The organism is Haloarcula sp. MBLA0163, from assembly GCF_055632435.1.
In genome coordinates this window covers 3,193,478-3,217,508 of sequence record NZ_CM145745.1, presented here as the reverse complement: position 1 = coordinate 3,217,508, position 24,031 = coordinate 3,193,478, and the positions used below count along the sequence as shown (strand labels likewise).

At 69.2% G+C, this 24,031-nt stretch carries 28 protein-coding genes; 16 read left to right on the top strand and 12 right to left on the bottom strand.

Going from position 1 to position 24,031, the window contains the following annotated elements; all coding sequences use genetic code 11:
- Position 1: 1 nt before the first annotated feature.
- Positions 2 to 1,402 (bottom strand): hemolysin family protein, encoded by a 1,401-nt coding sequence (locus ACV7GQ_RS17180; protein WP_470311420.1) that lies wholly within the window; start codon positions 1,400 to 1,402, stop codon positions 2 to 4.
- A 92-nt stretch (positions 1,403 to 1,494) separates the two neighbouring features.
- On the opposite strand from ACV7GQ_RS17180, the gene ACV7GQ_RS17175 reads away from it, so the two are divergent.
- From ACV7GQ_RS17175 to ACV7GQ_RS17165, 3 genes are read left to right on the top strand one after another with little or no spacing between them, the layout of a single operon-like run.
- Complete coding sequence (locus ACV7GQ_RS17175; RefSeq protein WP_220617415.1) at positions 1,495 to 1,752, top strand: glutaredoxin family protein; 258 nt, start codon at positions 1,495 to 1,497, stop codon at positions 1,750 to 1,752.
- Positions 1,753 to 1,754: 2 nt separating this feature from the next.
- Positions 1,755 to 2,267: a redoxin domain-containing protein gene (locus ACV7GQ_RS17170; protein ID WP_470311419.1), complete on the top strand. Its 513-nt coding sequence runs from the start codon at positions 1,755 to 1,757 to the stop codon at positions 2,265 to 2,267.
- Complete coding sequence (locus ACV7GQ_RS17165) at positions 2,264 to 2,869, top strand: L-threonylcarbamoyladenylate synthase (protein ID WP_470311418.1); 606 nt, start codon at positions 2,264 to 2,266, stop codon at positions 2,867 to 2,869. The genes ACV7GQ_RS17170 and ACV7GQ_RS17165 overlap by 4 nt, the downstream gene beginning before the upstream one ends.
- Before the next feature lies 1 nt (position 2,870).
- Here ACV7GQ_RS17165 and ACV7GQ_RS17160 read toward each other — a convergent pair whose 3' ends face one another.
- Positions 2,871 to 3,530, bottom strand: a complete 660-nt coding sequence (locus ACV7GQ_RS17160; RefSeq protein WP_470311417.1) for a CRISPR-associated protein Cas4 — start codon at positions 3,528 to 3,530, stop codon at positions 2,871 to 2,873.
- Positions 3,531 to 3,572: 42 nt separating this feature from the next.
- Positions 3,573 to 4,190: a conditioned medium-induced protein 4 gene (locus ACV7GQ_RS17155; RefSeq protein ID WP_470311416.1), complete on the bottom strand. Its 618-nt coding sequence runs from the start codon at positions 4,188 to 4,190 to the stop codon at positions 3,573 to 3,575.
- A gap of 144 nt (positions 4,191 to 4,334) precedes the next feature.
- Between ACV7GQ_RS17155 and ACV7GQ_RS17150 the strand changes: the two genes are divergently transcribed.
- Genes ACV7GQ_RS17150 through ACV7GQ_RS17140 form a run of 3 tightly spaced genes read left to right on the top strand, consistent with a single transcriptional unit; the run spans position 4,335 to position 7,768 of the window.
- On the top strand, positions 4,335 to 6,413 hold the full coding sequence (locus ACV7GQ_RS17150) for a (Fe-S)-binding protein (RefSeq protein ID WP_470311415.1): 2,079 nt from the start codon (positions 4,335 to 4,337) through the stop codon (positions 6,411 to 6,413).
- Between the two features lie 40 nt (positions 6,414 to 6,453).
- On the top strand, positions 6,454 to 6,987 hold the full coding sequence (locus ACV7GQ_RS17145) for a PAS domain-containing protein (protein ID WP_470311414.1): 534 nt from the start codon (positions 6,454 to 6,456) through the stop codon (positions 6,985 to 6,987).
- Between the two features lie 49 nt (positions 6,988 to 7,036).
- Positions 7,037 to 7,768: a competence/damage-inducible protein A gene (locus tag ACV7GQ_RS17140; protein WP_470311413.1), complete on the top strand. Its 732-nt coding sequence runs from the start codon at positions 7,037 to 7,039 to the stop codon at positions 7,766 to 7,768.
- Here ACV7GQ_RS17140 and ACV7GQ_RS17135 read toward each other — a convergent pair.
- Positions 7,765 to 8,397 carry a DedA family protein gene (locus tag ACV7GQ_RS17135; protein WP_470311412.1) on the bottom strand — a complete coding sequence of 211 codons (633 nt, stop codon included), beginning with the start codon at positions 8,395 to 8,397 and terminating at the stop codon, positions 7,765 to 7,767. The genes ACV7GQ_RS17140 and ACV7GQ_RS17135 overlap by 4 nt on opposite strands.
- A 195-nt stretch (positions 8,398 to 8,592) precedes the next feature.
- Between ACV7GQ_RS17135 and dpsA the strand changes: the two genes are divergently transcribed.
- On the top strand, positions 8,593 to 9,138 hold the full coding sequence (dpsA, locus tag ACV7GQ_RS17130) for a DNA starvation/stationary phase protection protein DpsA (RefSeq protein WP_470311411.1): 546 nt from the start codon (positions 8,593 to 8,595) through the stop codon (positions 9,136 to 9,138).
- 18 nt (positions 9,139 to 9,156) lie between these two features.
- On the opposite strand, the gene ACV7GQ_RS17125 is transcribed toward dpsA, so the two are convergent.
- Both ACV7GQ_RS17125 and ACV7GQ_RS17120 read right to left on the bottom strand, forming a co-directional pair.
- Positions 9,157 to 9,459 (bottom strand): amphi-Trp domain-containing protein, encoded by a 303-nt coding sequence (locus tag ACV7GQ_RS17125; protein WP_470311410.1) that lies wholly within the window; start codon positions 9,457 to 9,459, stop codon positions 9,157 to 9,159.
- 49 nt (positions 9,460 to 9,508) lie between these two features.
- Entirely contained in the window at positions 9,509 to 9,682 is a 174-nt protein-coding gene (locus ACV7GQ_RS17120; RefSeq protein ID WP_470311409.1) for a hypothetical protein, read from the bottom strand.
- Positions 9,683 to 9,807: 125 nt separating this feature from the next.
- Between ACV7GQ_RS17120 and ACV7GQ_RS17115 the strand changes: the two genes are divergently transcribed.
- Entirely contained in the window at positions 9,808 to 11,793 is a 1,986-nt protein-coding gene (locus tag ACV7GQ_RS17115) for a helix-hairpin-helix domain-containing protein (RefSeq protein WP_470311408.1), read from the top strand.
- A gap of 192 nt (positions 11,794 to 11,985) precedes the next feature.
- Entirely contained in the window at positions 11,986 to 13,113 is a 1,128-nt protein-coding gene (locus tag ACV7GQ_RS17110; protein WP_220617427.1) for an ORC1-type DNA replication protein, read from the top strand.
- A gap of 50 nt (positions 13,114 to 13,163) precedes the next feature.
- Here the strand turns inward: ACV7GQ_RS17110 and ACV7GQ_RS17105 are convergent, their stop codons facing one another.
- The 3 genes from ACV7GQ_RS17105 to ACV7GQ_RS17095 form a co-directional block, all read right to left on the bottom strand.
- Positions 13,164 to 13,661 (bottom strand): hypothetical protein, encoded by a 498-nt coding sequence (locus tag ACV7GQ_RS17105; RefSeq protein ID WP_470311407.1) that lies wholly within the window; start codon positions 13,659 to 13,661, stop codon positions 13,164 to 13,166.
- Positions 13,662 to 13,798: 137 nt separating this feature from the next.
- Positions 13,799 to 14,584: a DUF7089 family protein gene (locus tag ACV7GQ_RS17100; RefSeq protein ID WP_470311406.1), complete on the bottom strand. Its 786-nt coding sequence runs from the start codon at positions 14,582 to 14,584 to the stop codon at positions 13,799 to 13,801.
- Positions 14,584 to 14,679 (bottom strand): hypothetical protein, encoded by a 96-nt coding sequence (locus ACV7GQ_RS17095; protein ID WP_470311405.1) that lies wholly within the window; start codon positions 14,677 to 14,679, stop codon positions 14,584 to 14,586. The genes ACV7GQ_RS17100 and ACV7GQ_RS17095 overlap by 1 nt, the downstream gene beginning before the upstream one ends.
- A gap of 72 nt (positions 14,680 to 14,751) precedes the next feature.
- On the opposite strand from ACV7GQ_RS17095, the gene ACV7GQ_RS17090 reads away from it, so the two are divergent.
- Positions 14,752 to 15,138 (top strand): RidA family protein, encoded by a 387-nt coding sequence (locus tag ACV7GQ_RS17090; RefSeq protein WP_470311404.1) that lies wholly within the window; start codon positions 14,752 to 14,754, stop codon positions 15,136 to 15,138.
- On the opposite strand, the gene ACV7GQ_RS17085 is transcribed toward ACV7GQ_RS17090, so the two are convergent.
- The gene (locus tag ACV7GQ_RS17085; RefSeq protein ID WP_470311403.1) at positions 15,135 to 16,601 is read right to left on the bottom strand and encodes an MATE family efflux transporter; all 1,467 of its coding nucleotides are present in this window, start codon (positions 16,599 to 16,601) and stop codon (positions 15,135 to 15,137) included. The two genes, ACV7GQ_RS17090 and ACV7GQ_RS17085, sit on opposite strands and share 4 nt — an antisense overlap.
- Before the next feature lie 41 nt (positions 16,602 to 16,642).
- Positions 16,643 to 16,888: a ferredoxin gene (locus ACV7GQ_RS17080; protein WP_470311402.1), complete on the bottom strand. Its 246-nt coding sequence runs from the start codon at positions 16,886 to 16,888 to the stop codon at positions 16,643 to 16,645.
- Between the two features lie 95 nt (positions 16,889 to 16,983).
- Here ACV7GQ_RS17080 and ACV7GQ_RS17075 point away from each other — a divergent pair, with 95 nt between their 5' ends.
- From ACV7GQ_RS17075 to ACV7GQ_RS17060, 4 genes are all read left to right on the top strand, one after another.
- Complete coding sequence (locus ACV7GQ_RS17075) at positions 16,984 to 19,383, top strand: ATP-dependent DNA helicase (RefSeq protein ID WP_470311401.1); 2,400 nt, start codon at positions 16,984 to 16,986, stop codon at positions 19,381 to 19,383.
- Complete coding sequence (gene cgi121, locus ACV7GQ_RS17070) at positions 19,383 to 19,871, top strand: KEOPS complex subunit Cgi121 (protein ID WP_470311400.1); 489 nt, start codon at positions 19,383 to 19,385, stop codon at positions 19,869 to 19,871. Before ACV7GQ_RS17075 ends, cgi121 begins: the two co-directional genes overlap by 1 nt.
- 148 nt (positions 19,872 to 20,019) lie before the next feature.
- Complete coding sequence (locus tag ACV7GQ_RS17065) at positions 20,020 to 21,333, top strand: oxidoreductase (protein ID WP_470311399.1); 1,314 nt, start codon at positions 20,020 to 20,022, stop codon at positions 21,331 to 21,333.
- Between the two features lie 130 nt (positions 21,334 to 21,463).
- Positions 21,464 to 22,306, top strand: a complete 843-nt coding sequence (locus ACV7GQ_RS17060; RefSeq protein ID WP_470311398.1) for an alpha/beta fold hydrolase — start codon at positions 21,464 to 21,466, stop codon at positions 22,304 to 22,306.
- On the opposite strand, the gene ACV7GQ_RS17055 is transcribed toward ACV7GQ_RS17060, so the two are convergent.
- Positions 22,303 to 22,848 carry a MaoC family dehydratase gene (locus ACV7GQ_RS17055; protein ID WP_470313179.1) on the bottom strand — a complete coding sequence of 182 codons (546 nt, stop codon included), beginning with the start codon at positions 22,846 to 22,848 and terminating at the stop codon, positions 22,303 to 22,305. The genes ACV7GQ_RS17060 and ACV7GQ_RS17055 overlap by 4 nt on opposite strands.
- Positions 22,849 to 23,147: 299 nt before the next feature.
- On the opposite strand from ACV7GQ_RS17055, the gene ACV7GQ_RS17050 reads away from it, so the two are divergent.
- Together ACV7GQ_RS17050 and ACV7GQ_RS17045 are read left to right on the top strand one after the other, a co-directional pair.
- Positions 23,148 to 23,447, top strand: a complete 300-nt coding sequence (locus tag ACV7GQ_RS17050) for an AbrB/MazE/SpoVT family DNA-binding domain-containing protein (protein WP_470311397.1) — start codon at positions 23,148 to 23,150, stop codon at positions 23,445 to 23,447.
- Positions 23,448 to 23,454: 7 nt separating this feature from the next.
- A complete protein-coding gene (locus ACV7GQ_RS17045) occupies positions 23,455 to 24,006 on the top strand; it encodes a hypothetical protein (RefSeq protein WP_470311396.1) in 552 nt (183 codons plus the stop codon).
- Positions 24,007 to 24,031 lie beyond the last annotated feature (25 nt).

Here is a 24,031-nt window from a genome sequence, read left to right as displayed (position 1 = left end):
GTCACTCCGGCTGGGCCTCTTCGGCGTCGCCGTCCGGCTCGGTCGCCTCCGGGTCCTCCTGGGCGAGGCGGACGACCCGGGCCTTCATGATGCGCGTGTTCTCGACCTGTTCGACGCGGATCTCGACGCCGTCGTAGGTGATGGTCTCGCCCTCCTCGACGAGGCGGCCGGCGCGGTTGAAGATGAAGCCGGCGATGGTCTCGAACTCCTCGCCCTCCGGGAGGTCGAGTTCCAGCGCCTCGTTGACCTCCTCGATGTTGACCTCGCCTTTGACGGTGACCGTGTCGTCGTCGACGTACTCGATGGGTTCCTCCTCCTCGCCCTCGAGGATCTCGCCGACGATCTCCTCGGTGAGGTCCTCCATCGTCACCAGCCCCTCGGTGGTCCCGAACTCGTCGATGACGATGACCATGTGCATCCGCTCGGCGCGCATCTCGGTCAGCAGGTCGTCGACGTTCTTCGACTCGGGGACGTGCAGGGTCGGTTCGATGAGGTCCTCTAAGACGATGTCCTCGGGGATGGCCTCGCCGTAGTTGAGGTCCCGCACGAGGTCCCGGATGTGGACGACGCCGATGACGTTGTCCAGGCTCCCCTCGTAGACGGGGACGCGCGCGTGGCCGCTGTGGATGCAGGTCTCCAGGGCCTCCTCGACGGTGGCGTCCTTCGCGACGGCGGTCATGTCCAGCCGCGGCGTCATGACCTCCTTGGCGATGGTGTCGTTGAACCGGAGGGTCCGCTGGAGCATCTCGCGTTCCTCCTCGTCCAGGACGCCCTCGCGTTCGCCCGTCTCGATGATGTCCTGTATCTCCTCGCGGGTGACGTAGGACGTCTCGATGGCCGACCGGCCGCCGGTTATCTTGTTGACGATGCGGGTGAGGTAGTCGAACAGGAGGATGAGCGGGAGCAGGAACTTCTCGGCGGCCTTCAGCGGCTTGGCGATGGTCAGCGCCCAGGACTCGGTGTTCTCGACGGCGTAGCTCTTCGGGGCGCTCTCGCCGAACAGCAACACGACGGCGGTGATGCCGAAGGTGGCGACGGCGACGGCCTGCCCCTGCGTGAGGTACATCGCGAGCAGTCCCGTGGCGATGGAGGACATGGCGATGTTGACGAGGTTGTTGCCGACGAGGATGGTCACCAGGAGCCGGTGCGGGTCGGACTTGAGCTGTTTGAGCGTCTTCGCGCCCGGCACGCCGTCCTCGACCAGCGCCTCGGTCCGGTGAGAGGGCAGCGAGAACATCGCTATTTCAGAGGAGGAGAAAAACGCCGACAGCACGATGAGCAAGACGATGAGAGCGATTCCACCGAACAACACGGCGCTCTGCGGGACGGCGATGCCGACGACCTCGACGGCCTGCAGCATCGCTGTGGGCAGCTCGAACGTCGCTGGTGGGTCCAGAGCCATCAACGGTCGAAGTTGTAATCGCCGGGGATTAAGGCTTGTCATGGCCGGACCGCCGAAGCCCTTACCAGCGTCTCCGGCGTACGAACGGGCGTATGAGCGACCCCGACATCACACTCTACCGGTTGCAGGCGTGTCCGTACTGCGAGCGAGTCGTGCGAAAACTCCACGAACACGGGCTGGAGTACCGCTCGCGGTTCGTCGAACCGATGCACTCCGAGCGCGACGTGGTCAAGCGCCTCTCGGGCAAGCGGACCGTCCCCGCCATCGTCGACGAGAACACGGGCGTGACGATGAGCGAGAGCGCGAACATCGTCGAGTACATCGAGAACACGTACGGGGAGGCCGCGTGACGATGGAGCTCGAATTCGACATCGTCGACCTCGGCGAGGCCGACCACCCGGCGGAGGGCGAGCGGGCACCGGACTTCACCCGGCCGCTGGTCAACGACGAGTTCTGGGAGGACGTGGCCCTCTCGGAGCTGTGTGCCGAGCGCGACGACCCCGTCGTCCTCGTGTTCCACGCGATGGACGGCGCGTTCCCGGCGACGTACGTCTGGAACGAGATCCGCGACCGAGGGTGGCACGAGGACGCGACGGTCGTCGGCCTCTCCATCTCGACGCCGTACGCCCACAAGGACCTGCTCGAGGAGCGCGACATCGAGGGCGACTACCGGCTCTACTCGGACCCGGCCAACGGCGTCGCCGAGCGGTACGGCATCGCCATGGACCTCGACGGGATGGCAGGCCTCGCGGAGCCGCGGCCCGCCGTCTTCGTCCTCGACTCGGACCGGACCATCGAGTACGCGTGGGTCGGCGAGGAGTGGCCCGCCTTCCCCGACTACGACGCCGTGGAAGCCCAGCTGTGACCGGGCCGGCGGACCCGGACGAGGCCGAGTTCGAGGCCGCGGCGGCGGCGCTCCGCGAGGGCGACCTCGTGGTGTACCCCACCGAGACGGTGTACGGGCTGGCCGCCGTCGCGACCGACGCCGCCGCCGTCGAGCGGGTGTTCGAGGCGAAGGGGCGGGCGCGGGACAAGCCCGTCTCGATGGCGGTCCCCGACGTGGACGCCGCCCTCGAGTACACCCGGCCCACCGAACGCGAGGAGCGGTTCATGCGCGAGTTCCTCCCCGGCCCGGTCACCGTCGTGGTCGAGCGCCGCGAGGGGGTGCCGGACGTGCTGACTGCCGGCGGGTCGCGGGTCGGGGTGCGCGTCCCCGACGCCCCGGTCGCGCTCGCGCTGCTGGAGCGGGTCGCCCCGCTGACGGCCACGAGCGCGAACGTCTCCGGCAACCCGAGTGCGACAACCGTCGACGAACTGGACGCGGTCCGGGCGGAGGCCGCCGTCGTCCTCGACGCGGGCGAGACGCCCGGCGGCACCGGGTCGACCGTGGTCGACGTGGGGGCCGGAACCATCCACCGGCGAGGTACCGACGCCGACGCCGTCGAGGCGTGGCTGGCCGAGCACTGACCTAGAGGAGCGAGCGGAGCGAGCGCGTCCGCACCCCGCAGTCCTCGCGGTACTCGCAGGGCTCGCACTTCGCGTCGCTGTCGGCCCGCGCCGGCGGCCCGTCGATGCTCTCGGCGGTGCGGAGCGCTCGCCGGTAGACGCCCGCCCGCCGGGCCGTCAGTTCCACGTCCCGGACTACGCCGTGGGCGGGGTACTCCGCGTACGCTCGCTCGACGGGCCGTTCACAGCCCCACGAGAGGGCCTTCGCCGCCGCGACCAGTCTGACCGTCTGTGGCTCCCAGACGCCCTGCTCGGGGGGCTTTCCGGCGAAGACGAGCGACGGGACCGGGCCGGCGTCCGTCCTGACGAGTTTGTGGGCGACCCCGCGAGCGTCCTTCCCCGAGAGGTAGACGTCCCGGTCGGCCGGGTCGGCGAGCGCGTCCCACTCGTCGAGCCGGTCCCGGGCGTCGCGGAGGCGCTCCCGAACGGTGGTCGGGTCGGCCTCGATGGGGGCGGTCAGCAGGGCGGCGTCGTCGGTCAGGAGCCGCTCGTAGTCGAACGCGAGGTCGCGTATCGCGCCGACGCCCTCGGGGACGTCCGGCGGGCCGTCCCGGCGGCGGTAGTACAGTTTACGCGGGCAGTAGGCCGCGGTCTCCAGCTCGCGGAAGGTGTGGGCTGCCATGGCCGCCGCTGGCCCCGCGTTCGGTCAAAAACCTTCGCCGGGTCACATCGAGACGTCGGCGTCCGAATCCAGCGAGTCGATGTCCTCGGTCGCCTCTTCGAGGCCGCTCTCGCGGACGGCGGCGGTCATCTGGGTCGCGAGACCGGCCTCCGTGAGGACGTCCTCGAACGCGCTCTGGAAGCGGTGACTCACCCGTCGGGCGGCGGCCTGGGCCTCGACGACGCGGCGGTAGTGGGCGGCGGTGTCGGCGTCGACATCGAAGCGCTCGGCCAGTTCGTCGGTCGTCGCGCCGGCCACGGTCCGCCGGCGGAACGCCGCCATGTCGAACCCGGCGTCGTCGTCGCCCTCACGCAGGAGGTGGAGGTCGAGGCGGGCCTCGAACACCGTCGACGCGTCGGCCCCGAGGTCGTCGGCGATAGCGTCGTCCTCGCGGCCCTCGTAGAACGCCCGGACGACCGTCACGAGCGCGTCGTCGTCGAGCGCCGTGCGGAACTCGTAGCGGTCCCGCATCCGGGCGACCACGTCCCGGAGTCGCTCCGCGACCGTCGACTCGTCGACGTCGGTCAGCGACCCGCGTGCGGCCTCCTGTGATTCCGTGACCGTCCCCTCCTCGGCGACGTCCATGAAGATGTCACGGAGTTCCTCTGTCTTCTCGTCCATCGGACCGGTACCTTCCATCGCCGACGTATATAGGTGTTGGGTGGGCGACGCGATACTGCCAGAAACTTTCAACCGTTCATAAATTCTCGGGGACGGCGACGGTTCGTGCCAAGTTTCAAGTGCCATCGTGACACGTGGTAGAGTATGTCAATCGCGCTGCAGACGACCACACGGCCGACGTTCTGGCGCATCGGGCCCGTGGGGAAGGCCGTCTTCTACTATCTGGCCGCGCTGGCCATCCTCGTGTTCCTCTACGGCGTCTACGCCCGCGTGGCGCGGTACGCGCGGGCGAGCGAGGACCCGTTCGACAGACTGGACGGCCTCCCCGACCGGGTGTTCACGGCGGCCCGGTTGGCGCTCTCGAACCGCAAGCAACTCGACCGGGACACCGTCGCGGGCGTGATGCACGCCTTCGTCGTCTGGGGCTTCCTGACGCTGCTCATCGGGACGACGATTCTGGGCATCGACATGGACCTCTACCGGCCGCTGACCGGCGAGTCGTTCTTCGTCGGTCGCTTCTACCTCTCGTACTCCTTCGTGATGGACGCGATGGGCCTGCTGTTCGTCGTCGGCGTCGGCGTGGCCCTCTGGCGCCGGTACGGCCGCCGCATGGAGCGACTCCACGACCGACACACGTCCCGCGAGGACGACCTGTTTCTCGGGGCGCTGTTCGTGCTGGGCGTCGGCGGCTACCTCACCGAGGGCGTCCGGATACTGGGGACGTCGACGGTCCGCGACGTCTCCTTCGAGACGGTGAGCTTCGTCGGGTGGTTCGTCAGGGACGTCCTCCTGCTCGCGGGCGTGACCCCAGAGGCGGCCGCCGCCGCCTACCCGTTCGTCTGGTGGAGCCACGCGCTGGTGGCGCTGTGGTTCGTCGCGTGGATTCCCTACGCCAAGCCGTTCCACATGCTCTCGTCGTTCGGGAACCTCGTGGCCCGCGACGAGAAGGCCGGCGTCCGCCTCCCGGGCGTGCCCGACGACGCCGCACCGGAGGACATCGGCCCCAGCGAGATAGACGACTTCTCGTGGAAGCAGTTGCTGGACCACGACGCCTGCACGAAGTGCGGCCGGTGTTCGTCGGTCTGCCCCGCGAAGGCGTCCGGGCGGCCGCTCGACCCGCGGAACGTGATTCTGGACCTGAAGCGCTACCGCGAACAGCGGGACGCCGGCGGCGAGGACGTGCCCATCGTCGCCGACGGCGGGACCAGCGTCATCGACGCCCACACGATGGAGTCGTGCATGTCCTGCATGGCGTGCATGGACGCCTGCCCGGTCGACATCGAACACGTCACGCAGTTCACGGAGATGAACCGGCGGCTCACCGAGTCGGGCGAGATGGACGAACACGTGCAGGACGCGATGATGAACGTGTTCCAGCACGGCAACACCTTCGGCGACCCCGAACGGAAGCGCCCGGACTGGACCGACGACCTCGACTTCGAGGTGCCCGACGCCCGCGACCAGCCCGTGGAGTACCTCTGGTACGTCGGCGACTACCCGAGTTACGACGAGCGCAACCAGCAGGTGGCGAAGGCCCTCGCCCGCGTGTTCGAGGCCGCCGACGTCGACTACGGCATCCTCTACGAGGCCGAACAGACCGACGGGAACGACGTGCGCCGGGTCGGCGAGGAGGGCCTCTACGAGATGCTCGTCGAGGACAACGCCGCCGCCATCGCGGACTGCGAGTTCGAGTCCATCGTGACGACCGACCCCCACTCGTTCAACACCTTCCGGAACGAGTACCCCGAGTTCGACGCCTGCGAGTGGGACGGGTCGGACGTGTGCCACTACACGCAGGTCGTCGCCGACCTCGCGGAGTCCGGGGCGCTCGGGCTCTCGGGCGACGAACTCGACTACACCGTCACCTACCACGACCCCTGTCACCTCGGGCGGTACAACGACGTGTTCGAGGCTCCCCGAGAGCTGGTGGACGCGACGGGGTGTGACCGCCACGAGATGCCGCGCAACCGCGCCGACTCGTTCTGCTGTGGCGGCGGCGGGGGCGGCCTCTGGATGGACTTCGACGAGGAGCCCAAACCCAGCGAGGAGCGCCTGCGCGAGGCCCTCGAAGACACGGACGCCGGCGGCAGCGTCGAGAAGTTCGTCGTCGCCTGCCCGATGTGCATGACGATGTACGAGGACGGCCGCAAGACCGGCGGCTTCGAGGACGACCTCGAGGTCGTCGGTCTCACGGAGTTGCTGGCCGAGGCCGTCGCCGCCTGACCCGGTAGCGATTTGTGGCCACGCACCCGACCACCGCCCGATGTCGCTCAGGGACGACCTCGTCGACTGCCTGCTGGCCGACGGCGGCGCCTTCGAGCGTCGGCACGAGCGACTCCACGAGCGGTACGACCTCGACGGTGTCGCCGCGGCCGACCCCGGGACGGTGCCCGACGAGGCCGCGGGCGACCTCGACGCCCGCGACCGCGACCTCGTCCGGCGCGTCAGGCACTTCGACGACGGGCCGCTGGGGCTCGTCCTCTCGGGGCCGGCCTACCGGGACAACCCCGTCGTCTACGCGAACCGGCAGACGAGAGCGCTGACCGGCTACTCGCTGGCCGACCTCCGCGGCGAGAACCTCCGGCTCCTGCAGGGGCCCGACACGGAGCCCGCGGCCGTCGCCCGGCTCCACGAGGCGGTCGACATCTGGGAGCGGGCGACCGTCGACCTGTGGAACTACCGCCGGGACGGGAGCCGCTTTCGCAACCGCGTCACCGTCGTCCCCGTGCCGGACGACAGCGGGATGATACACAACTGGCTCGGGGTACAGGCCGCGGTCGACCCGCCGACGGCGTGAGCCGGCGCCGACCGAACGGTTATCCGTCCGAGTCGCCTCGGAGTCGGGTATGCAAGTCGCACTCGTCACCGTCGGCGACGAACTACTGTCGGGCGACACCGAGAACACGAACGCGACGTGGCTGGCCCGTCGGCTGAGCGACGCTGGCGCGACGGTCACACGGATCCTGACCGTCCCCGACGACGAGGCGGTCATCGCCGACGCCGTCGCCCGCTACCGCGACGCCTTCGACGCCGTCCTCGTGACGGGAGGTATCGGCGGCACGCCAGACGACGTGACGAAGGCGGCGGTCGCGCGGGCGTTCGACCGCGAGATGGTCGTCCCCGAGGACGTCCGTGCCCACCTCGAAGCGAAGGCCGAGCGGTTCGCCGAGAACAACCCCGAGATGGTCGACCGCTACGACATGGACCTCGACCTGGACGCGTGGGCGGGCGTCCCCGAGGGGGCCGAGCCGCTGCTGACCGACGAGAGCTTCGCCGCCGGCTGTGTCCTCGACGGCGTCTACGTCCTGCCGGGCATCCCCGAGGAGCTGAAGGCGATGTTCGCCACCGTCGCCGACGACTTCGGCGGCGACCGGACCACGGAGACCATCCAGACGCCCGCCCCGGAGGGCGCCGTCGTCGGCGTCGTCACGGAGGCCCGCGAGTCCTTCGGCGTCGCCGTCGGCAGTTACCCCCGGAAGGACGACACGCCGGGCCGGGTGAAGGTGACGGGCGACGACGCCGAATCCGTCGAACGGGCCGCGGCGTGGCTCCGCGAGCGCATCGAGACGGTCGACTAGAGCAGTTCCAGCACGCCCATCGCCGCCGCGGCGAGGAGAATCTCGAACGAGAGCGTGCCCAGCGCCGACAGCGGGACGAACCGGCGTGTCTCCATCCCGGCGACGCCGGCCGGCACCGTCAACATTCCGCGGGTGAACAACAGCGTGTTCGACAGCGGCACCGCGAGCAGGCCGAAGCGGTCGAACATCGCGCCGAAGCGGTCCATCTGGGCCTCGTCGACGCGGAACCACGGCCGGTCCAGGAGCCACTCGCGGCCGCCGCGTTTCGCCAGCAGGAACAGCGCCGTCTGGCCGGCCGTGGCGCCGAGGACGGCCACGAGGAGGATGGCCGCGACGGCCGGGAGGTCGTAGCCGCCGGCGGTCCGCGCCAGGACCGCGACGGCCGCGGGGACGAGCCCCTCGCTGGGCGCGAAGTAGAGCAGCATCGCGCCCTCGAGGACGAAGACGAAGAACAGCGCCAGCAGGCCGTACCGCTCGAGGAGCCGCTGGGCGTAGGCCGTATCGCCGAAGACGTACAGCGCGATGCCGGCGACCCCGAGGACGGCGAAGAGGCCGGCGACGACGAGCAGACCGTAGTCCTCGGCGAAGGTCCGCAGTGGGCCGCGAACGTCGGTGGCGTCTGTCGCCATCTATCTCGGAAGGCGGCCAACGCGACCATAGGTTTTCTGCATCCCCACCGGTCAGTTCGGAGACGGGAACTATCGACCGGCCCCGTGACGAGCAAGCGTACGTATCGAACATGGAGTCGGGGTCGAGCGGAGAAACCGCAAGAAGCGAGGTGCACAGAACCGTTTAGTAGACCGGTAGTGTCGGTAACACTTGGCATGGCGACAGAGCAACTGACCCGTCGAACGGCAGGCACCGTCGAGGACAACCCCGTCCGTCTCGACACGGACAAGGCCGAACAGATCATCGACGCACTGAACCGCGACCTCGCGGACGCGTACGTCCTCTACCACCAGCTCCACAAGCACCACTGGAACGTCGAGGGCGCCGAACACCACGACATCCACGTCTGGTTACAGGAGGCCTACGAGGACGTCGAGGCGGCGGCCGACGCCGTGGCCGAGCGGATCCAGGCGCTCGGCGGCGTCCCGCACGCGAGTATGCCGGCCCTGGCCGACGCCGCGACCGTCGAGGCCGAGGACGAGGACGTCTACGACATCCGGACGTCGCTGGGGAACGATCTGGAGATGTACGGCGACATCATCGAGAGCTACCGCGACCACATCAGCCTCGCCGAGAACCTCGGCGACCACGCCACGGGCGAGCTGCTCCGGCAGCAACTCGTCGACCTGGAGGAACACGCCCACGTCATCGACCACTACCTCGAAGACGACACGCTCGTCCTCGAGTCCGCGATACGGTAGGCGAAAGGACGGCGGCGGTTAGCTGACGTCGGGCGCGGTCTCGTCGGTGCGGCCCGGGATTTCGACCTCGATTTCGAGTTCCGGGTCGTCGACGCCCTCGAAGTCGATCTCGAGGCGCACCGGCTCACCGAAGGCGAAGGGCAGTTCCCACTCGTCGCCCTCGAGCGTGAGTTCGTCGGTCGCCTGCAGTTGTTCGCCGAGGGCGACGAGGAACTCGCCGGCGTCGGCCGCGCGCAGTCGGTACTCCTCCTCGAAGTTCCGCCCGGTCGTGATCGTGGTCTTCTCCGCGTCGGTGGTCGTATCGTCTGTAGGCTCTGTCATCGGTGGTCGTTCGCTGTCGAATCGTCGAGCGGCTGTCGTGCTGTTCGCCTCACCGGACGTCCGCGGCGTCGACCGTCAGGTCGGTCGCTATCCACCCGTCCGGGTTGTCGGTCGCCGTGAACACCGTGCGGCCCGGAACGGTCTCCTGCGCCGTCACCTGCGGCGACGAGTCCGCGTCACGAGCCGGCGTGTCGGCAGCGACAGTCGTTGCCTGCGGTTCCATCTTCGACATTCTGTTTAGGTTGGCCTAAACACTATAACCTTTCTCGTTCGGGGCGGGCCACAGACGGCGGCGAGCGGTGCCAGCGACGCGAGGTTTTTTCTCGTCGGCGTCGAATGAGCCGACAGATGGAACTCGAATCGGTGCCGGGCGTCGGGGCGAAGACGGCCACGGCGCTTCGGGAACTGGACGACCCCGAACGCGCCCTGCGCGACGGCGACGTCGCCACCCTCTCGCAGGCACCGGGTATCAGCGAGGGGCGGGCCGCCCGCATCGCACGGGGCGCCATCCGGGCTGACCACGACGACCCCGGCGGGTTCGCTGCGACGCCGCGTGCCCGGGAGATATTCGGTGCGGCGCTCGGCCTCCTGCAGGAGCGGACCGTCACCGACTACGCCGCGAAGCGACTGGAGACCCTCTATCCGAGCGGCGTCCGAAGCCGCATCGAGGAGGTCCGCGAGTTCAGCGAGCGCGCGATGGCCCGGGACCCCGACCCCGCCGTCCGCGAGGCGCTGTCGGGCGTGGAACCGCTGGCCGACCCCGGCGACGTGCGGGTCCGCGACCGCTGTCTCGCCACGAGCGACGCCGAACGCTACGCGGAGGCTCAGGAGGCCATCCCCGAGGTGAGCGTCGAAGTCGTCGACGACGCCCGCCAGCTCGCGGAACTGGCCCGCTCGTACTCGACGGTGGTCGCGCTGGACGAGGCCTTCGCCGGCGTCGACGTCGAGGGCGACGTCCGCGTCGAACCGGACGCGCTGGACGAACCCGCGTCGGTCGTCCCCGAACGCGTTCTCACCTTCTTCGCGCGCAATCGCGACCGGGTGCGGGCGGCCGCCGAGGTCCACCGCGCCGCCGGCCTCGAGGCACCCTGTGACCTCGAGACGCTCGCCGACGCGCTCGACAGGCTGGAAGAAGACGGGAGCGTGCGCGGCGACGACGAACTCGACCGGCTGGCGACGGCGGTCGACGACCTCGACGCGGCCGTCTCGACGGCCGAGAGCGTCGCCAACGACCACCTCCGGGAGGCCATCGAGGAGCGGGACGTCACCATCGAGGGGACCGACCTCCTCTCGCTGGTCGAGCGCGGCGCGGGGGTGGACTCGCTGCTGGGCCGGGAGCTGGCCGACGAGTACGCCGCCGCCGTCGAACAGGCCCGCGACCACCTCGTCGACGCCCTCGAACTGCGAGACACCGAGGCGATGGCCCGCCGGGCGTTCCCCGACGAACCCACGTACCCCGTCGAGCGACAGGAGGACGTGGTGAGCCGCCTGCGCGAGGAACTGACCGCCGCCCGGGACCGGCGCGCGACCCGACAGAAGCGCGAACTGGCCGACGACCTCGCCGACGTGCGCGGCGACGCCGAGCGGCTGGTCGCCGACGCCCTCGAACTGGACGTGGAACTGGCCGTCGCCCGCTTCGCGGCGGAGTTCGAGTGCACGATGCCCGAGGTCACCGACGACGGCGGGTTCGACATCGAGGGCGGGCGCTCGCCCCTGCTGGACGTCCCCTTCGAGGCCGTCGAACCCGTCGACTACGCCGTCGACGGTGTCACGGTCCTCTCGGGGGTCAACAGCGGCGGGAAGACCTCCACGCTCGACCTGGTGGCGCTGGTGACGACGCTCGCACACATGGGGCTGCCCGTCCCCGCCGAGTCGGCCCGGGTGGGCCGGGTCGCCGAGCTGCACTACCACGCGAAGACGCAGGGCACCCTCGACGCTGGCGCCTTCGAGTCGACGCTCCGGGAGTTCGGGGAGCTGGTCACGGACATCACGGCCGACCGGCCGGTGATGGTACTCGTCGACGAACTGGAGTCCATCACCGAACCCGGCGCGGCGGCGACCATCATCGCCGGCATCCTCGAGTCGCTGACCGACCGCGAGGCGACCGGGGTGTTCGTTTCGCACCTCGCCGAGGACATCGTGGCGGCGTCCGACGCCGACCTCACTATCGACGGCATCCAGGCGGAGGGGCTGGTCGACGGCGAACTCCGGGTGAACCGCTCGCCGGTCAAGGGGCAACTCGCCCGGTCGACCCCGGAGCTCATCGTCGAGAAGCTGGCCGACGACGACGGCGAGGACGGCTTCTACGCCGGGCTGCTCGGGAAGTTCGACTGAGCGGCGGTGCCGCCCGCTGGACGCGGTGCACCGCAGACAGCGGTCCCAGGGAACGAGCACCCGCGGGCCTACGACGGCACACTGCGACAGCCCCCGAACACGCCGGTCAGGGGCGGCCCGGCGCCCACCGGCAGTTTCACTTTCACTATCGGTGGCAAATGGTTAAGTGGTCCGGGAAGCTCGGTGAAAGTGATGAGCGACGACCCCGAGGAGGGGATGCTCGGCTGGGACGAGTCCGTGTTCCGGGACGAGCACGTCTTCGAGATAGACTGGCTCCCGGAGACGTTCAAACACCGGGAGACCCAGATGGAGACGCTCAAGTACTCGCTTCGCCCCGCCGTCCGGGGGTCGCGGCCGCTCAACGTCATCGCTCGCGGTCCGCCCGGCACCGGCAAGACGACGGCGACACAGATACTGTTCGACGAGTTGACCGCCCAGACGGACGTGCGCGCGGTACGGGTCAACTGCCAGGTTGACTCGACGCGCTACGCCGTCTTCTCGCGGCTGTTCGCCGAGATATTCGACTACGAACCCCCCTCCTCGGGTATCTCCTTCAAGAAGCTGTTCTCACAGATAACCGACAAGCTCGTCGAGGAGGACGAGGTGCTGGTGGTGGCCCTGGACGACGTGAACTACCTCTTCTACGAGTCCGAGGCCAGCGACACGCTGTACTCGCTGCTGCGGGCCCACGAGGCCCACTCCGGCGCGAAGATCGGCGTCATCTGCGTCTCCTCGGACCTCGAACTCGACGTCATCGAGGCGCTGGACACGCGCGTGCAGTCGGTGTTCCGCCCCGAGGAGGTGTACTTCAACAAGTACGACCAGACCGAGATCGTCGACATCCTCGACGAACGGGTCGAGCGCGGGTTCAACGAGGGCGTCGTCGGACCCGCGGTCCTCGACAGGGTCGCCGAACTCACCGAGGAACAGGGCGGGGACCTGCGGGTCGGCATCGACCTCCTGCGCCGGGCCGGGATGAACGCCGAGATGCGGGCCTCGCGGTCGGTCGAACTCGAGGACGTCGAGTCGGCCTACGACAAGTCGAAGTACGTCCACCTCTCGCGGCGGTTGCAGGAACTGTCCGACTCGGAGGCCACGCTCGTGGAGGTCATCGCCGACCACGACGGCAAGCGCGCCGGCGACATCTACGACGCGTTCAACGACACCAGCGGACTGGGCTACACCCGCTACTCGGAGATCATCAACAAACTCGACCAGCTGGGCATCATCGACGCCGACTACACCGACGTCGAGGGCCGGGGGCGCTCGCGGGAACTGCGCCTCAACTACGACGCCGACGCGGTGCTGGAGCGGCTGTGACACGTCGTCTGTCATCGTAAACGCGCCGCGACGAGAGCGGGCCGAACGGCCTACGCGCGGCCGTTCAGTGGACAGACGAAGTAGTTCGGCGGGCCGAAGCCGGGGCGGCCGAGTTCCACCTCGACGTAGTCTGCGGCGAGGACGTCCGCGGCGCTGGTGAGCGGCGCGTCCGCGTTGAACGCGTCGACGTCGGTCACTTCCGCGCCGAAGTGGGTCCACTGACCGCCGTTCCAGTCCTGGTCACCGGGCGCCGATTCGGAGACGAACGGTGACAGTTGCTCGTCGCTCGCCTCGCCGTTGGCGACGATAGGCTGCGTGCCGTCGTGGAGGAAGTAGATCCGGTCCTCGGGGTCCGGTCGGTCGTCGAGGACGTGGACCACGTTCGTCCGCCACAGGACGTCGTTGGCGTAGACGCGTCCGAACTGTTTGCCGTTGTCGTTGCCCGCACCGGCGGCCGCGGCGCCGGTGGTCCCCACACCCACCGCGGCCGTCGCGAGGGCCCCGGTCGTGCGGAGGAGTCGTCGTCGGGTGGGAGTTGGCTCGTCCATGGGAGTCACGGGAGGTGGGCACCTCCCGGTCGAGACGACGTGACGGGGATAAAAGGCCGTTTTTCGAACTCCGGGTCGACTCCGTACCGGGTCCGGGGGGAATCAGTATCGACTCTCTTCCAACTTCGTCGGCGCCGTCAGTCGAGTTGCTCGAAGGTCGTCTCGGCCCACTGGATGGCGTAGTCGGCGCCGTACTCGCGGTAGGCCTCCGTGTCGAGCGCGGCGAAGGGGGCCGGCAGGTCGACGCCGTGTTTGACCGCGCTACAGGCCAGTTCCGCGGCCGCGGCGAACCCGGTCTGGCCGCGGGCGAGCTCGCCCGGGAGGTCCGAGAGGCGGGGCTCGAGGCGCTCGCCGGCGTCGGCCCACGCGTCGTACAGGTCGGGGTAGTCCTCGGCCCACTCGCGGAAGGCGGCGCGGGTCTGGCGGCCGAGGTAGGCGTCGTACAGCGCCGCCGCCAGCTGGTAGGTGTCTGCGGGGCCGAGTCGCGGGTCGGTGACGCGGGCGAACTCGGGGTAGCGTTCACCGAAGAACCCGAGGAAGTGTTCGGGTTCGTCCAGTGCCACCTCGACGAGCGCCTCGGCGACGAGGAAGTCGACGAAGTCCGATGGCGACGTCTCCAGTCGCGGCTTGACGAACACGCAGGGTGGCTCGGTCTGGTGGGTCCAGGCGACGCCGCCGTCGCCGGGCATCCCGATGGTGAGGTCGCTCCCGGCGAGGCGGTGGAGTTGGTCGGGCGCGCTCTCGGGGACCCACGAGGGGTCGTACGAGAGCGGGTCGACCGAGTCGGTCACGAGGAGGAGCTCCTCGGCGACGGCCGAGTCCAGCGTCTCGAAGTCCCGCTGGCAGTTCAACACGAGCGCGTCGGGGGCGTACGCCTCCCGGACCGCCGACAGTTCGCCGTCCAGCGAGCGCTCGGTGAACATCAGGCCGAGAACAGAATCAGGTTGGCGACGATGAGGAGTGACAGCAGTGCCGACGCAGCGATTGTCCCGAGGACGAGTTTCGTTGCCGTGCTCATAGCCGAGTCTATCGCAGGCCCCGCATTAAACCTTGAGAAACGACTATCCGCTTGCCGCACCCCTGCCTCGGTATGGACAGACAGCGCGTCTCGACCGGGACCGAGTGGGAATCGCAGGTCGGCTACTCGCGGGCGGTACGGGCCGGCGACACCGTCCGGGTCGCCGGGACCATCGCGACGGACGACGACGGGGCGGTGGTCGCACCCGGCCGGCCCTACGAGCAGACGAAACACGCGTTGGACATCGTCACGGACGCGCTGGAGGACCTCGGAGCGAGCGCCGACGACGTCGTCGCCACCCGGCTGTACGTCACCGAGATGGGCCACCAGACGGCGGTGGGCCGCGCCCACGAGGAGGTATTCGGGGACGTGCGGCCGGCGGCGACGATGGTCGAGGTGTCGGGCCTCGCCGCCGAGGGGGCCGTCGTCGAGGTGGAAGCAGAGGCAATAGTCGATTAGTCGTCGGCCACGCCGACGCCGGAGCGGCGGGCCACGTCGCGCCACTTGCCCGTCCAGAAACGGCCGGTGTTGACCGCCGCCTTCAGGTAGAAGTCACCGACGAGGGCGACGAAGATGGCGGGCAGGCCGAGGCCGAGGCCGGGCGAGACGCTCACCCCGACCAGCGGCACCGTCGCGACGAACGACGCCGGGAGCGCGAGCATCGCCACGGGGAGACGGAAGCAGTAGCCGCCGAGAACCGTGCCGTACAGTGGCCAGCGGGTGTCGCCGGCCCCGCGCAGGCTCCCCCGCATCGTCCGCGAGACGGAGAAGCCGGCGACGATGAGGCCGAACACCCGGACGAACTGCGCCGCGAGTGCCGGGTACTCCGTACCGAACAGCGAGACGACGGGGCGGGCGAAGACGACGAGGACGGCGCCGATGGCCAGCTGGACGGCCAGCGCCACCCGAAGAGTCTGCCAGCCGTACTCGGCCGCCGAGGACTCCTCGCCCGACCCGAGGTGCTGGCCCACGAGCGTCGACGCCGCCGTCGCGTACCCCCACGCGGGCATCAGCGCCAGCAGCATCACCCGCCGACCGATGGCGTAGGCCGCCAGCGTCGGCGTCCCCAGCACCCCGAGGACGAACAGGAAGGGGAACCGCGCGAACGTCTGGAGCAGGCGCATCCCCGACAGCGGCAGGGCGACGCGGACGATCTCGGTCAGCAGGCCGAGGTCGAACTGCGGGCCCCGCAGGGGCAAGCGCACCGCGTACCGCCCCGAGACCAGCAGGCCGAGGAAGATGGTCGCCGCCAGCGTGTTGGCGACGGCCGTCCCGATGGCCGCCCCGGCGATGTCCAGCCGCGGGAACGGGCCGAGGCCGAAGATGAGGACGGCGTTGAGGACGACGTTCGTCGGCAGCGTCAGGAGGCGGACGTACATCGGGGTGCGGGTGTCCGCGCTGCCGGCCAGCGCCCGCGAGGCGACCATGCTCCAGAAGCGCGGGGCCATCGACAGCATCACGATGGAGAGGTAGGTCGCGCCGAAGTCGATCGTGGCGGCGTCGTCGGCGAGAACGCCGACGAGCACGTCCGGATACAGCCACGAGACGGCCGTCAGCGGCGCCGACAGCAGGAGGGCGATCCACAGCGACTGCTTGACCGCGAGGTTCGCGCGGGCCGGTCTGTCGCTCCCCTGCAGCCGGGAGACGACGCTGATGGTGCCCGAGGACACCGCCAGCGAGAGGCCGAAGCCGACGAAGTAGTACTGGAAGCCCAGCTCGAGGCCGGCGATGGCGGCGTCGCCGAGCGCGACGCCGACCATCAGGAAGTCGGCCAGTCGCAGGAGGATGCGGAGGCCGCCGGTGACCATCACCGGCGCGGCGAGGTCGGTGGCCTCGGTGGCCTTCTGTCGGTCGACCAGTCCGGCACGCGCGAGGAGGGCGGGCACGCCCTGTACGAGTCGGCGGAGGAGCCAGCGGACCATCTACCGGGAGTGAGGACGGCAGACCCCTGTCAGTTTCGGCGTCAGGGGACCAGCTGCTCGCCGTCCTCGTCGTAGATAGTGATGGCCTCGACGGGGCAGGCCCGGGCCGCGAACTTCGCGTCGAACTCGGCGTCCTCGGGTATCTCGCGCACGAACAGGTCCTCGGACTCCTCCTCGCTGTCGGCCAGCACCGCCTTGCCGGCGTCCTCGTCTCGCTCGAAGGCGTCCCACTCCGCGACACACTGGAACATCCCGATACAGGTGTCACGGTCGTATTCGACGTACATACGGTCGCGTTGGCCCGTGACGGTCAAAGGCGTTCCCCTCGGGCCGGCAGGTGATGACGACAGTTTAAATCGGAACGGGGTCCAACGGGGGTGTAATGGACGTTGCGGACCTGCCGGGAGTCCCCGACTGGCTCCCCGACCACCTGCGCGACGACGGTATCGAGGAACTGTACCCCCCACAGGCCGAGGCCGTCGACGCGGGGGTCACTCAGGGACAGAACATCGTGGCCGCGATACCCACCGCCAGCGGCAAGACCCTCGTCGCCGAGCTGGCGATGCTCTCGGCCGTCGCCCGCGGCGGCAAGGCGCTGTACATCGTCCCCCTGCGGGCACTCGCCAGCGAGAAGCAGGCCGAGTTCGAGCAGTTCGAACAGTACGGCCTCGACGTGGGCGTCTCGACGGGCAACTACGAGTCCGACGGCGGGTGGCTCGGCGACAAGGACATCGTCGTCGCCACCAGCGAGAAGGTCGATTCCCTCGTGCGAAACGACGCGCCGTGGCTCGAGGAGTTGACCTGCGTCGTCAGCGACGAGGTCCACCTCGTCGACGACGGACAGCGCGGCCCGACGCTGGAGGTGACGCTGGCGAAACTCCGCCGACTGAACCCCGACCTGCAGACCGTGGCGCTGTCGGCGACCATCGGCAACGCCGACGAACTGGCGACGTGGCTGGACGCCGAACTCGTCGACTCGGACTGGCGCCCCATCGAGTTGCAGAAGGGCGTCCACTACGGACAGGCCCTACACTTAGAAGACGGGAGCCAGCGCCGGCTGGCGGTCCAGAACAACGAGAAGCCGACCGCCGCCGTCGTCCGCGACACCCTGCAGGACGACTACGACGAGGACGGCGACCTCGTCGAGGAGGGTGGGTCGTCGCTCGTGTTCGTCAACTCCCGGCGTAACGCCGAGGCCGCCGCCGGGCGCCTGGGGAGTACGGTCCGACCCCACCTCACCGGCGAGGAGGAAGCCGAACTCGCCGACGTGGCCGCGGAGATTCGGGACGTCAGCGACACGGAGACGAGCGACGACCTCGCCGACGCCGTCGAACAGGGCGCGGCGTTCCACCACGCCGGCCTCGCCCGGGGGCACCGCGAACTCGTCGAGGACGCCTTCCGGGACCGCCTCGTCAAGGTCGTCTGTGCGACGCCGACGCTCGCGGCCGGGGTCAACACGCCCTCCCGGCGCGTCGTCGTCCGGGACTGGCGCCGCTACGACGGGACCGCGGGCGGGATGCAACCGCTGTCCGTGCTGGAGGTCCACCAGATGATGGGCCGTGCGGGCCGGCCGGGGCTGGACCCCTACGGCGAGGCGGTGCTGGTCGCCAACAGCCACGACGAACTGGACGAGCTGTTCGAGCGCTACGTCTGGGCCGACCCGGAGCCGGTCCGGTCGAAGCTCGCGGCCGAGCCGGCGATGCGGACCCACATCCTCGCCACCGTCGCCTCGGGGTTCGCCCGCTCCCGGTCGGGCCTGCTCGAGTTCCTCGAGGAGACGCTCTATGCCAGCCAGACCGACGAGACCGGCCGGCTGGAGCGCGTGGTCGACGACATGCTGACCTACCTCGAACGGAACGGGTTCCTGGAAGTCGACGGCGGCGAACTCGACGCGACGTCGCTGGGCCACACCGTCTCCAGCCTCTATCTGGACCCGATGAGCGCCGCCGAGATCATCGACGGGCTGCGGGACTGGCAGCGGTCGGCCGCCGAGTCGGCCGAGGCGGCGACGGAGGGCGGGTTCACGACCGCCAGCGAACTCGCCGACGGACAGGCCGCCGCGGGCGAGGCAGACCCCGACGACATCTCCGCGCTGGGCCTGTACCACCTCGTCTCGCGGACGCCGGACATGTACCAGCTCTACCTGCGCTCGGGCGACCGCGAAGAGTACGAGATGGAACTGTACGAACGGGAGGACGAGCTGCTCGGGCCGACACCCTCGGAGTTCGAGGACGAGCGCTTCGAGGACTGGCTGTCGGCGCTGAAGACCGCCCGCCTGCTGGAGGACTGGGCCGACGAGGTCGAGGAGGACACCATCACCGAGCGCTACGGTGTCGGTCCGGGCGACATCCGCGGGAAGGTCGAGACCGCCGAGTGGTTGCTCGGCGCCGCAGAGTCGCTGGCCAGCGAGCTGGACACGGACGCCGCCCGCGCGGTCAGCGAGGCCCGCATCCGCGTCGAACACGGCGTGCGCGAGGAACTGGTCGACCTCGCGGGCGTGCGCGGCGTCGGCCGGAAGCGCGCCCGCCGCCTGTTCGAGGCGGGCATCACCGACCGCGCCGAACTGCGGGACGCCGCGAAGCCGGTGGTGCTGGCGGCGCTCCGGGGCCGCCGGAAGACCGCCGAGAACGTCCTCGAGAACGCCGGGCACCGGGACCCCTCGATGGCGGACGTCGAACCGGACCCGGACGTCGAGGTCCTCGAGACGGAGCCGCGTGACGGTGACGAGGACGACCACGGCGCCGAGACGGGCGAGGACCAGTCCAGTCTGGGTGATTTCTGATGCGGGTCGTCGAGGGCTCCGCGACCATCGTGGACGTGGGCGGGTTCGTCGCGGACCTGGAGGCCGTCGGTGACCGACACGGCGCGACGGTGCAGGCGTTCGACGCCCGCTACATCGTCGACCGCGCGCACCTCGAACGGGCCGTGGCGCTGGCCGAGCGGGCCCGACGGCGGGACGACACCATCGCCGACGACTTCGGGGTCGAGATACTGCTGTACGCGGCCGGCCGCCGGCAGATCAACCGCGCGCTGGAGCTGGGCGTCACCGAGGGCGAGTGTCGGGTCGTCGCCGTCGTGGTCGGCGGCGACGAGGCCGGGGCGGCCGACGACCTGCGGTCGCTCCTCGACCCCGCCGACGTCCTCGGCGCGTACGACCCCGAGCGGGTTCGGACGTTCTTCGACGTGACCGACACCGAACTCGCGGCCACGGACGGATCGCTTGCCGACGCCGTCCGCGAGCGCGTAGCGCTGTTGCCGGTCGAGAAGTAGCGAGGAATCGAGCACCGCGAGAATCCTCGAAGCGATGCGGTGACCGGAACGGACCGCGGAGCAGTAGCGAGGAATCGAGCACCATCGTTTTGCCGAATCGTCCGTTAGGCGAACACATGGACCCGCAGCAGCGCAGATGGGGACGACCATGAGCGCCCTCACCGACCCCGTGACCGTCGGTGGCCTCACGCTGCCGAACCGCCTCTACCGCGCCCCGGTGCTGGAGTGTGCCGGCAACGACGACGGTGCGGTCGACACCCTCGTCGACGAGCTCGAACCGACCGCCGCCTCCGGCGTCGGCCTCGTCTGTCAGGGCGCCAGCATCGTCACGCCGGAGGGTGGCTGTGCCGCCCCGAACATGACCCGGGTCCACGACCCCGACTTCGTCGAGCGCCTCGAACGACTGACCGACGCGGTTCATGCACACGAGGGCAAGATATTCCTCCAGCTCGCTCACGGCGGCCTGCGGAGCATGGCGACGTGGCACGCCGGCTACCGGGAGCGCCACCCCGACGAGCGACAACTGGCCGTCTCCCGGCCGCCGTGGCAGCTGCGTGCGCTCGACCGACTGGGACTGATTTCGCTCGACCCGGTCGTGCTCTCGACGGACGAGGTGTACGACCTCGCCACACAGTTCGGGCGGTGTGCGGGCTACGCCGTCGACGCCGGCTACGACGGCATCCACCTCTCGGCGGCGAACATGAGCCTGATTCAGCAGTTCCTCTCGCCCTTCTACAACCACCGGAGCGACGAGTTCGCCGACGGCGTGCGGTTCCTCGAAGCGGTTCACGACGCGGTCCGGGACCACGCCGGGGACGTGCCGCTGGTGACGAAGGTGCCTGCGGAGACCGTCGCCCCAAGTTTCGTTCGAAGGTATCTGACGCTGTCCGACGGCGTCGACGTCGCCGAGCGGCTGGCCGCCATCGGCTACGACGCACTGGTTCCCGTCGAGGTGTCGACGTTCTGGGACATGAGCATCGTCCGCGGCGCGTTCCCGGACCGGGCGTGGGCCGCCAGCGACTTACAGGACGACTACGCGGCGGCGTTCGGTGGTCGAACGCGCGCGCGAGCGGTGGCGGTCCTCAACCGACTGCAGGCACGCCGGTTCGACCACGAACCGGGCTGGAACGCCGACTTCTGCCGTCGGGTCCGCGAGCGCGTCGACGTACCGGTGCTGCTCGAGGGTGGCCTGCGGACGCGGGCCGACTGCGACCGGTATCTGGGCGCCGACGACAGGGACCCCGCCGCCGACCTGGTCGGGATGGCGCGGCCCTTCTACGCCGAACCGCGTCTCGGTGCCCGGTTGTTGGACGGCCACGACGCCCTGTGTGCGAGTTGCAACAACTGCACCGTCCCGCAGGTGACCGGCGAACCGGGTCGGTGCCGGACGCCCTCCGTCGTGCGGGCACAGGCACGGCTCTCGAAATCTGGTGCCTACGAGCGAAACGAACCGGAGGAGTGAGTCGAGAGCCGTCGAACCGTGTTCGGCGTCGCGTCCCGCCTGCCCGAAACGTCGCTCAGTCTACAGTTTATTCGGCGGCCGACGTCCCCGAGAGAAAGCCTCATCCCCCTCGAACACTGACTGCCGGGCGATGACTGCCGAGATTACGTCGGAGCGCCTCGACCTCACCGTCGACGGCGACGACGTGGACGTACACTACCGCACCGGTGGCGAGGGGCCGCCGATGGTGTTCCTGCACGGCATCGGGTTGGACGCCGCCACCGTCTCGTGGCGCCACGCGCTCCCCGAACTGGCCGAGGAGCGGACCGTCTACGCACCGGACTTGCCGGGCCACGGCGAGAGCGACAAACCCGACCGCGCGTACACGACGGCGTACTATCTGGAGACGGTCGAGGCGTTCCTCGACGCACTCGACATCGAGGCCCCGGCAATGGCCGGTCTCTCGATGGGTGGGGCACTGGCACTGGGCCACGCGCTCGATGGGGGCGAGGTCGAGCGACTCGCCCTCGTCGACAGCTACGGACTGGGCGCCGACGCCTACTGGCGGACGGCCGCCAGCGGCGTGTTGCAGACGCCGGTCCTCGGGAACATGCTCTGGCAGGGCGTCAGCGCCTCGAAACCGGCCATCAGGACGGGGCTGCGGAGCATGGGCGCGACCGAACCCCCGCAGGAACTCGTCGACGACGTGGACGCGGTGGTCGACCGGCAGACCGTGCGGGCGATGCGCCGCTGGCAGCGCAGCGAGTTCCGGCGGACGGGATTCCGGACGGACTACTCCGACCGCCTCGACGAACTGTCGGTACCGACCCTCCTGGTCCACGGTGAGGCCGATCCGCTCCTCCCCAGGTCGTGGTCGAAGCGGGCGGCAGCGGCGCTGGACGAGAGCGAGTTAGAGATAGTCGAGAACTGCGGGCACTGCCCACCGCGTGAGCGGCCGGAGCGGTTCAACCGGGCGCTGCGCTCGTTCTGTTAGTTCGGCAGGTCGTCGATGAGCACGACGGCCTCGCCGTCGATGACGACGTCCGACTCGTTCTTGACCCGCGTCGTCAGGCGGTACTGGTCGTCGCCGAGGTCCTCGACGATCTCGCACTCGGCCGTGAGACGGTCGTCGATACGTACGGGGTTGTGGAACTCGAGGTCCTGCGAGAGGTAGATTGTCAGTCCGGGGAGGCGCGCGAGCGCCGCGCTGATGAGACTGCCGACCAGCGTCCCGTGGGCGATGCGGCCGCGGAACCGTGTCTTCTCGGCGAACTCGTCGTCAAGGTGGAGCGGGTTCGTGTCCCCACTCGCGGCGGCGAACTGCTTGACGTCGCCGTCGGAGATGGTTTTGGTGAACTCGACGCGGTCGCCGACGCCCAGGTTGTCTGGGTGGTCCTCGGAGATGGTGACGTGCCACTCGGGCAGGTCCTCGTTCGGTTCGATACGCTCGGCGGGAGGGGCAGCGTCCCCCTCCTCCTGCTGGACGCCGAACGCCGCAAACGCTGCTCGGTTCGCCGCAACGACGCTGTTGAACATGTGGGAAGAAGTCTCGGTCCACGTATCGAGCAGCGGATTCCGATGTGATTCAGAACTCATCGATGGGACGTATTTAGGGGTCCGGCTATTAAATCTTGGTGTTATTTCGTCCTCGATGGCCACGAGACGGCTTCTACCGACCGACAACGGCATAATGGCGATTCGATGACCACTCCAGCGGCGCCGAACGCGTCGCTCACCACCTCTCAGCCTTTCATACCATTCAATGGTACTCAATGGTATCAGATGGTAAACGAGGGGAAGTTTTAAGTCATTGAACAGTGTAGTAGGGAGTACAGATGGCCGACGAGGACGATGGTCTGATGTGGCCCCCGATGTTCAAGGGGATGCAGCAGGCGAGCGAGAACGCGATGGAACAGCAGCAGCAGCTGATGAAGCAGATGTTCGCGAGCGGCGGCATGCCGAGCTTCGATATGAATCAGCTCGGTGCGATGAGCCAGATGGCGACGTTCAAGACCCGCGTCCAGAGCGGTGGACGAATCAGCATCCCCGACGCCGAGCGTGAAGCGCTCGGAATCGAAGAAGGCGATATCGTCCAGACAGTCGTCCTCCCGGTCAGCAACAACAACAGCGAGTAATACAACAATGGTAGACTACACAACCCCCGTCACGACCGCTTTCGAAATGCAGCGCGCGTCCATCGAACAGAGCCAGAAGGCCCTCGAGCAGACCGTCTCGTTCCAGCAGAACGTCAGCGAGGCGTTCATCGGTAGCCTCGACACCCAGGAGTCGGCCCAGCGCCGCGGTGTCGAGCTCTCGAAGACCGTCTTCCACAGCTACCTCGACGCCGTCGAGAGCACGGTCCCCGGCATGGCCGGCACCGTCGACGAGGTCCGTCAGGCCGTCGACGAGCAGTACGACTTCCTGCTCGAGAACCACGCCGAGGTCTTCGACAACATCGAGAGCGAGCTCGTCGAGGGCGTCGAGTCCTACGACGAGATGACCGCCGACTACGTCGACGCCGTCGACGAGCAGGTCCAGATGCTCGTCGAGGCTCACGAGGAACTCGAGTCCCAGTCCGTGGAGGTCGCCGAGCAGTTCAGCGACCAGCTCGAAGAGGTCCAGGAGCAGGTCGAGGAGATGCAGGCGCAGGTCGAGGAAGTGCAGGCCCAGGCCGCTGACGCCGTCGAAGCGTAACGAACCAGCCGTTTTTTGTGCGCGA

Excerpts from the sequence above, each read along its gene's own strand:
- ACV7GQ_RS17180 (WP_470311420.1), bottom strand. The coding sequence starts at position 1,402 with ATGGCTCTGGACCCACCAGCGACGTTCGAGCTGCCCACAGCGATGCTG.
- ACV7GQ_RS17175 (WP_220617415.1), top strand. The coding sequence starts at position 1,495 with ATGAGCGACCCCGACATCACACTCTACCGGTTGCAGGCGTGTCCGTAC.
- ACV7GQ_RS17170 (WP_470311419.1), top strand. The coding sequence starts at position 1,755 with ATGGAGCTCGAATTCGACATCGTCGACCTCGGCGAGGCCGACCACCCG.
- ACV7GQ_RS17160 (WP_470311417.1), bottom strand. The coding sequence starts at position 3,530 with ATGGCAGCCCACACCTTCCGCGAGCTGGAGACCGCGGCCTACTGCCCG.
- ACV7GQ_RS17155 (WP_470311416.1), bottom strand. The coding sequence starts at position 4,190 with ATGGACGAGAAGACAGAGGAACTCCGTGACATCTTCATGGACGTCGCC.
- ACV7GQ_RS17150 (WP_470311415.1), top strand. The coding sequence starts at position 4,335 with ATGTCAATCGCGCTGCAGACGACCACACGGCCGACGTTCTGGCGCATC.
- ACV7GQ_RS17145 (WP_470311414.1), top strand. The coding sequence starts at position 6,454 with ATGTCGCTCAGGGACGACCTCGTCGACTGCCTGCTGGCCGACGGCGGC.
- ACV7GQ_RS17140 (WP_470311413.1), top strand. The coding sequence starts at position 7,037 with ATGCAAGTCGCACTCGTCACCGTCGGCGACGAACTACTGTCGGGCGAC.
- ACV7GQ_RS17135 (WP_470311412.1), bottom strand. The coding sequence starts at position 8,397 with ATGGCGACAGACGCCACCGACGTTCGCGGCCCACTGCGGACCTTCGCC.
- dpsA (WP_470311411.1), top strand. The coding sequence starts at position 8,593 with ATGGCGACAGAGCAACTGACCCGTCGAACGGCAGGCACCGTCGAGGAC.
- ACV7GQ_RS17125 (WP_470311410.1), bottom strand. The coding sequence starts at position 9,459 with ATGACAGAGCCTACAGACGATACGACCACCGACGCGGAGAAGACCACG.
- ACV7GQ_RS17120 (WP_470311409.1), bottom strand. The coding sequence starts at position 9,682 with ATGGAACCGCAGGCAACGACTGTCGCTGCCGACACGCCGGCTCGTGAC.
- ACV7GQ_RS17115 (WP_470311408.1), top strand. The coding sequence starts at position 9,808 with ATGGAACTCGAATCGGTGCCGGGCGTCGGGGCGAAGACGGCCACGGCG.
- ACV7GQ_RS17110 (WP_220617427.1), top strand. The coding sequence starts at position 11,986 with ATGAGCGACGACCCCGAGGAGGGGATGCTCGGCTGGGACGAGTCCGTG.
- ACV7GQ_RS17105 (WP_470311407.1), bottom strand. The coding sequence starts at position 13,661 with ATGGACGAGCCAACTCCCACCCGACGACGACTCCTCCGCACGACCGGG.
- ACV7GQ_RS17100 (WP_470311406.1), bottom strand. The coding sequence starts at position 14,584 with ATGTTCACCGAGCGCTCGCTGGACGGCGAACTGTCGGCGGTCCGGGAG.
- ACV7GQ_RS17095 (WP_470311405.1), bottom strand. The coding sequence starts at position 14,679 with ATGAGCACGGCAACGAAACTCGTCCTCGGGACAATCGCTGCGTCGGCA.
- ACV7GQ_RS17090 (WP_470311404.1), top strand. The coding sequence starts at position 14,752 with ATGGACAGACAGCGCGTCTCGACCGGGACCGAGTGGGAATCGCAGGTC.
- ACV7GQ_RS17085 (WP_470311403.1), bottom strand. The coding sequence starts at position 16,601 with ATGGTCCGCTGGCTCCTCCGCCGACTCGTACAGGGCGTGCCCGCCCTC.
- ACV7GQ_RS17080 (WP_470311402.1), bottom strand. The coding sequence starts at position 16,888 with ATGTACGTCGAATACGACCGTGACACCTGTATCGGGATGTTCCAGTGT.
- ACV7GQ_RS17075 (WP_470311401.1), top strand. The coding sequence starts at position 16,984 with ATGGACGTTGCGGACCTGCCGGGAGTCCCCGACTGGCTCCCCGACCAC.
- cgi121 (WP_470311400.1), top strand. The coding sequence starts at position 19,383 with ATGCGGGTCGTCGAGGGCTCCGCGACCATCGTGGACGTGGGCGGGTTC.
- ACV7GQ_RS17065 (WP_470311399.1), top strand. The coding sequence starts at position 20,020 with ATGAGCGCCCTCACCGACCCCGTGACCGTCGGTGGCCTCACGCTGCCG.
- ACV7GQ_RS17060 (WP_470311398.1), top strand. The coding sequence starts at position 21,464 with ATGACTGCCGAGATTACGTCGGAGCGCCTCGACCTCACCGTCGACGGC.
- ACV7GQ_RS17055 (WP_470313179.1), bottom strand. The coding sequence starts at position 22,848 with ATGTTCAACAGCGTCGTTGCGGCGAACCGAGCAGCGTTTGCGGCGTTC.
- ACV7GQ_RS17050 (WP_470311397.1), top strand. The coding sequence starts at position 23,148 with ATGGCCGACGAGGACGATGGTCTGATGTGGCCCCCGATGTTCAAGGGG.
- ACV7GQ_RS17045 (WP_470311396.1), top strand. The coding sequence starts at position 23,455 with ATGGTAGACTACACAACCCCCGTCACGACCGCTTTCGAAATGCAGCGC.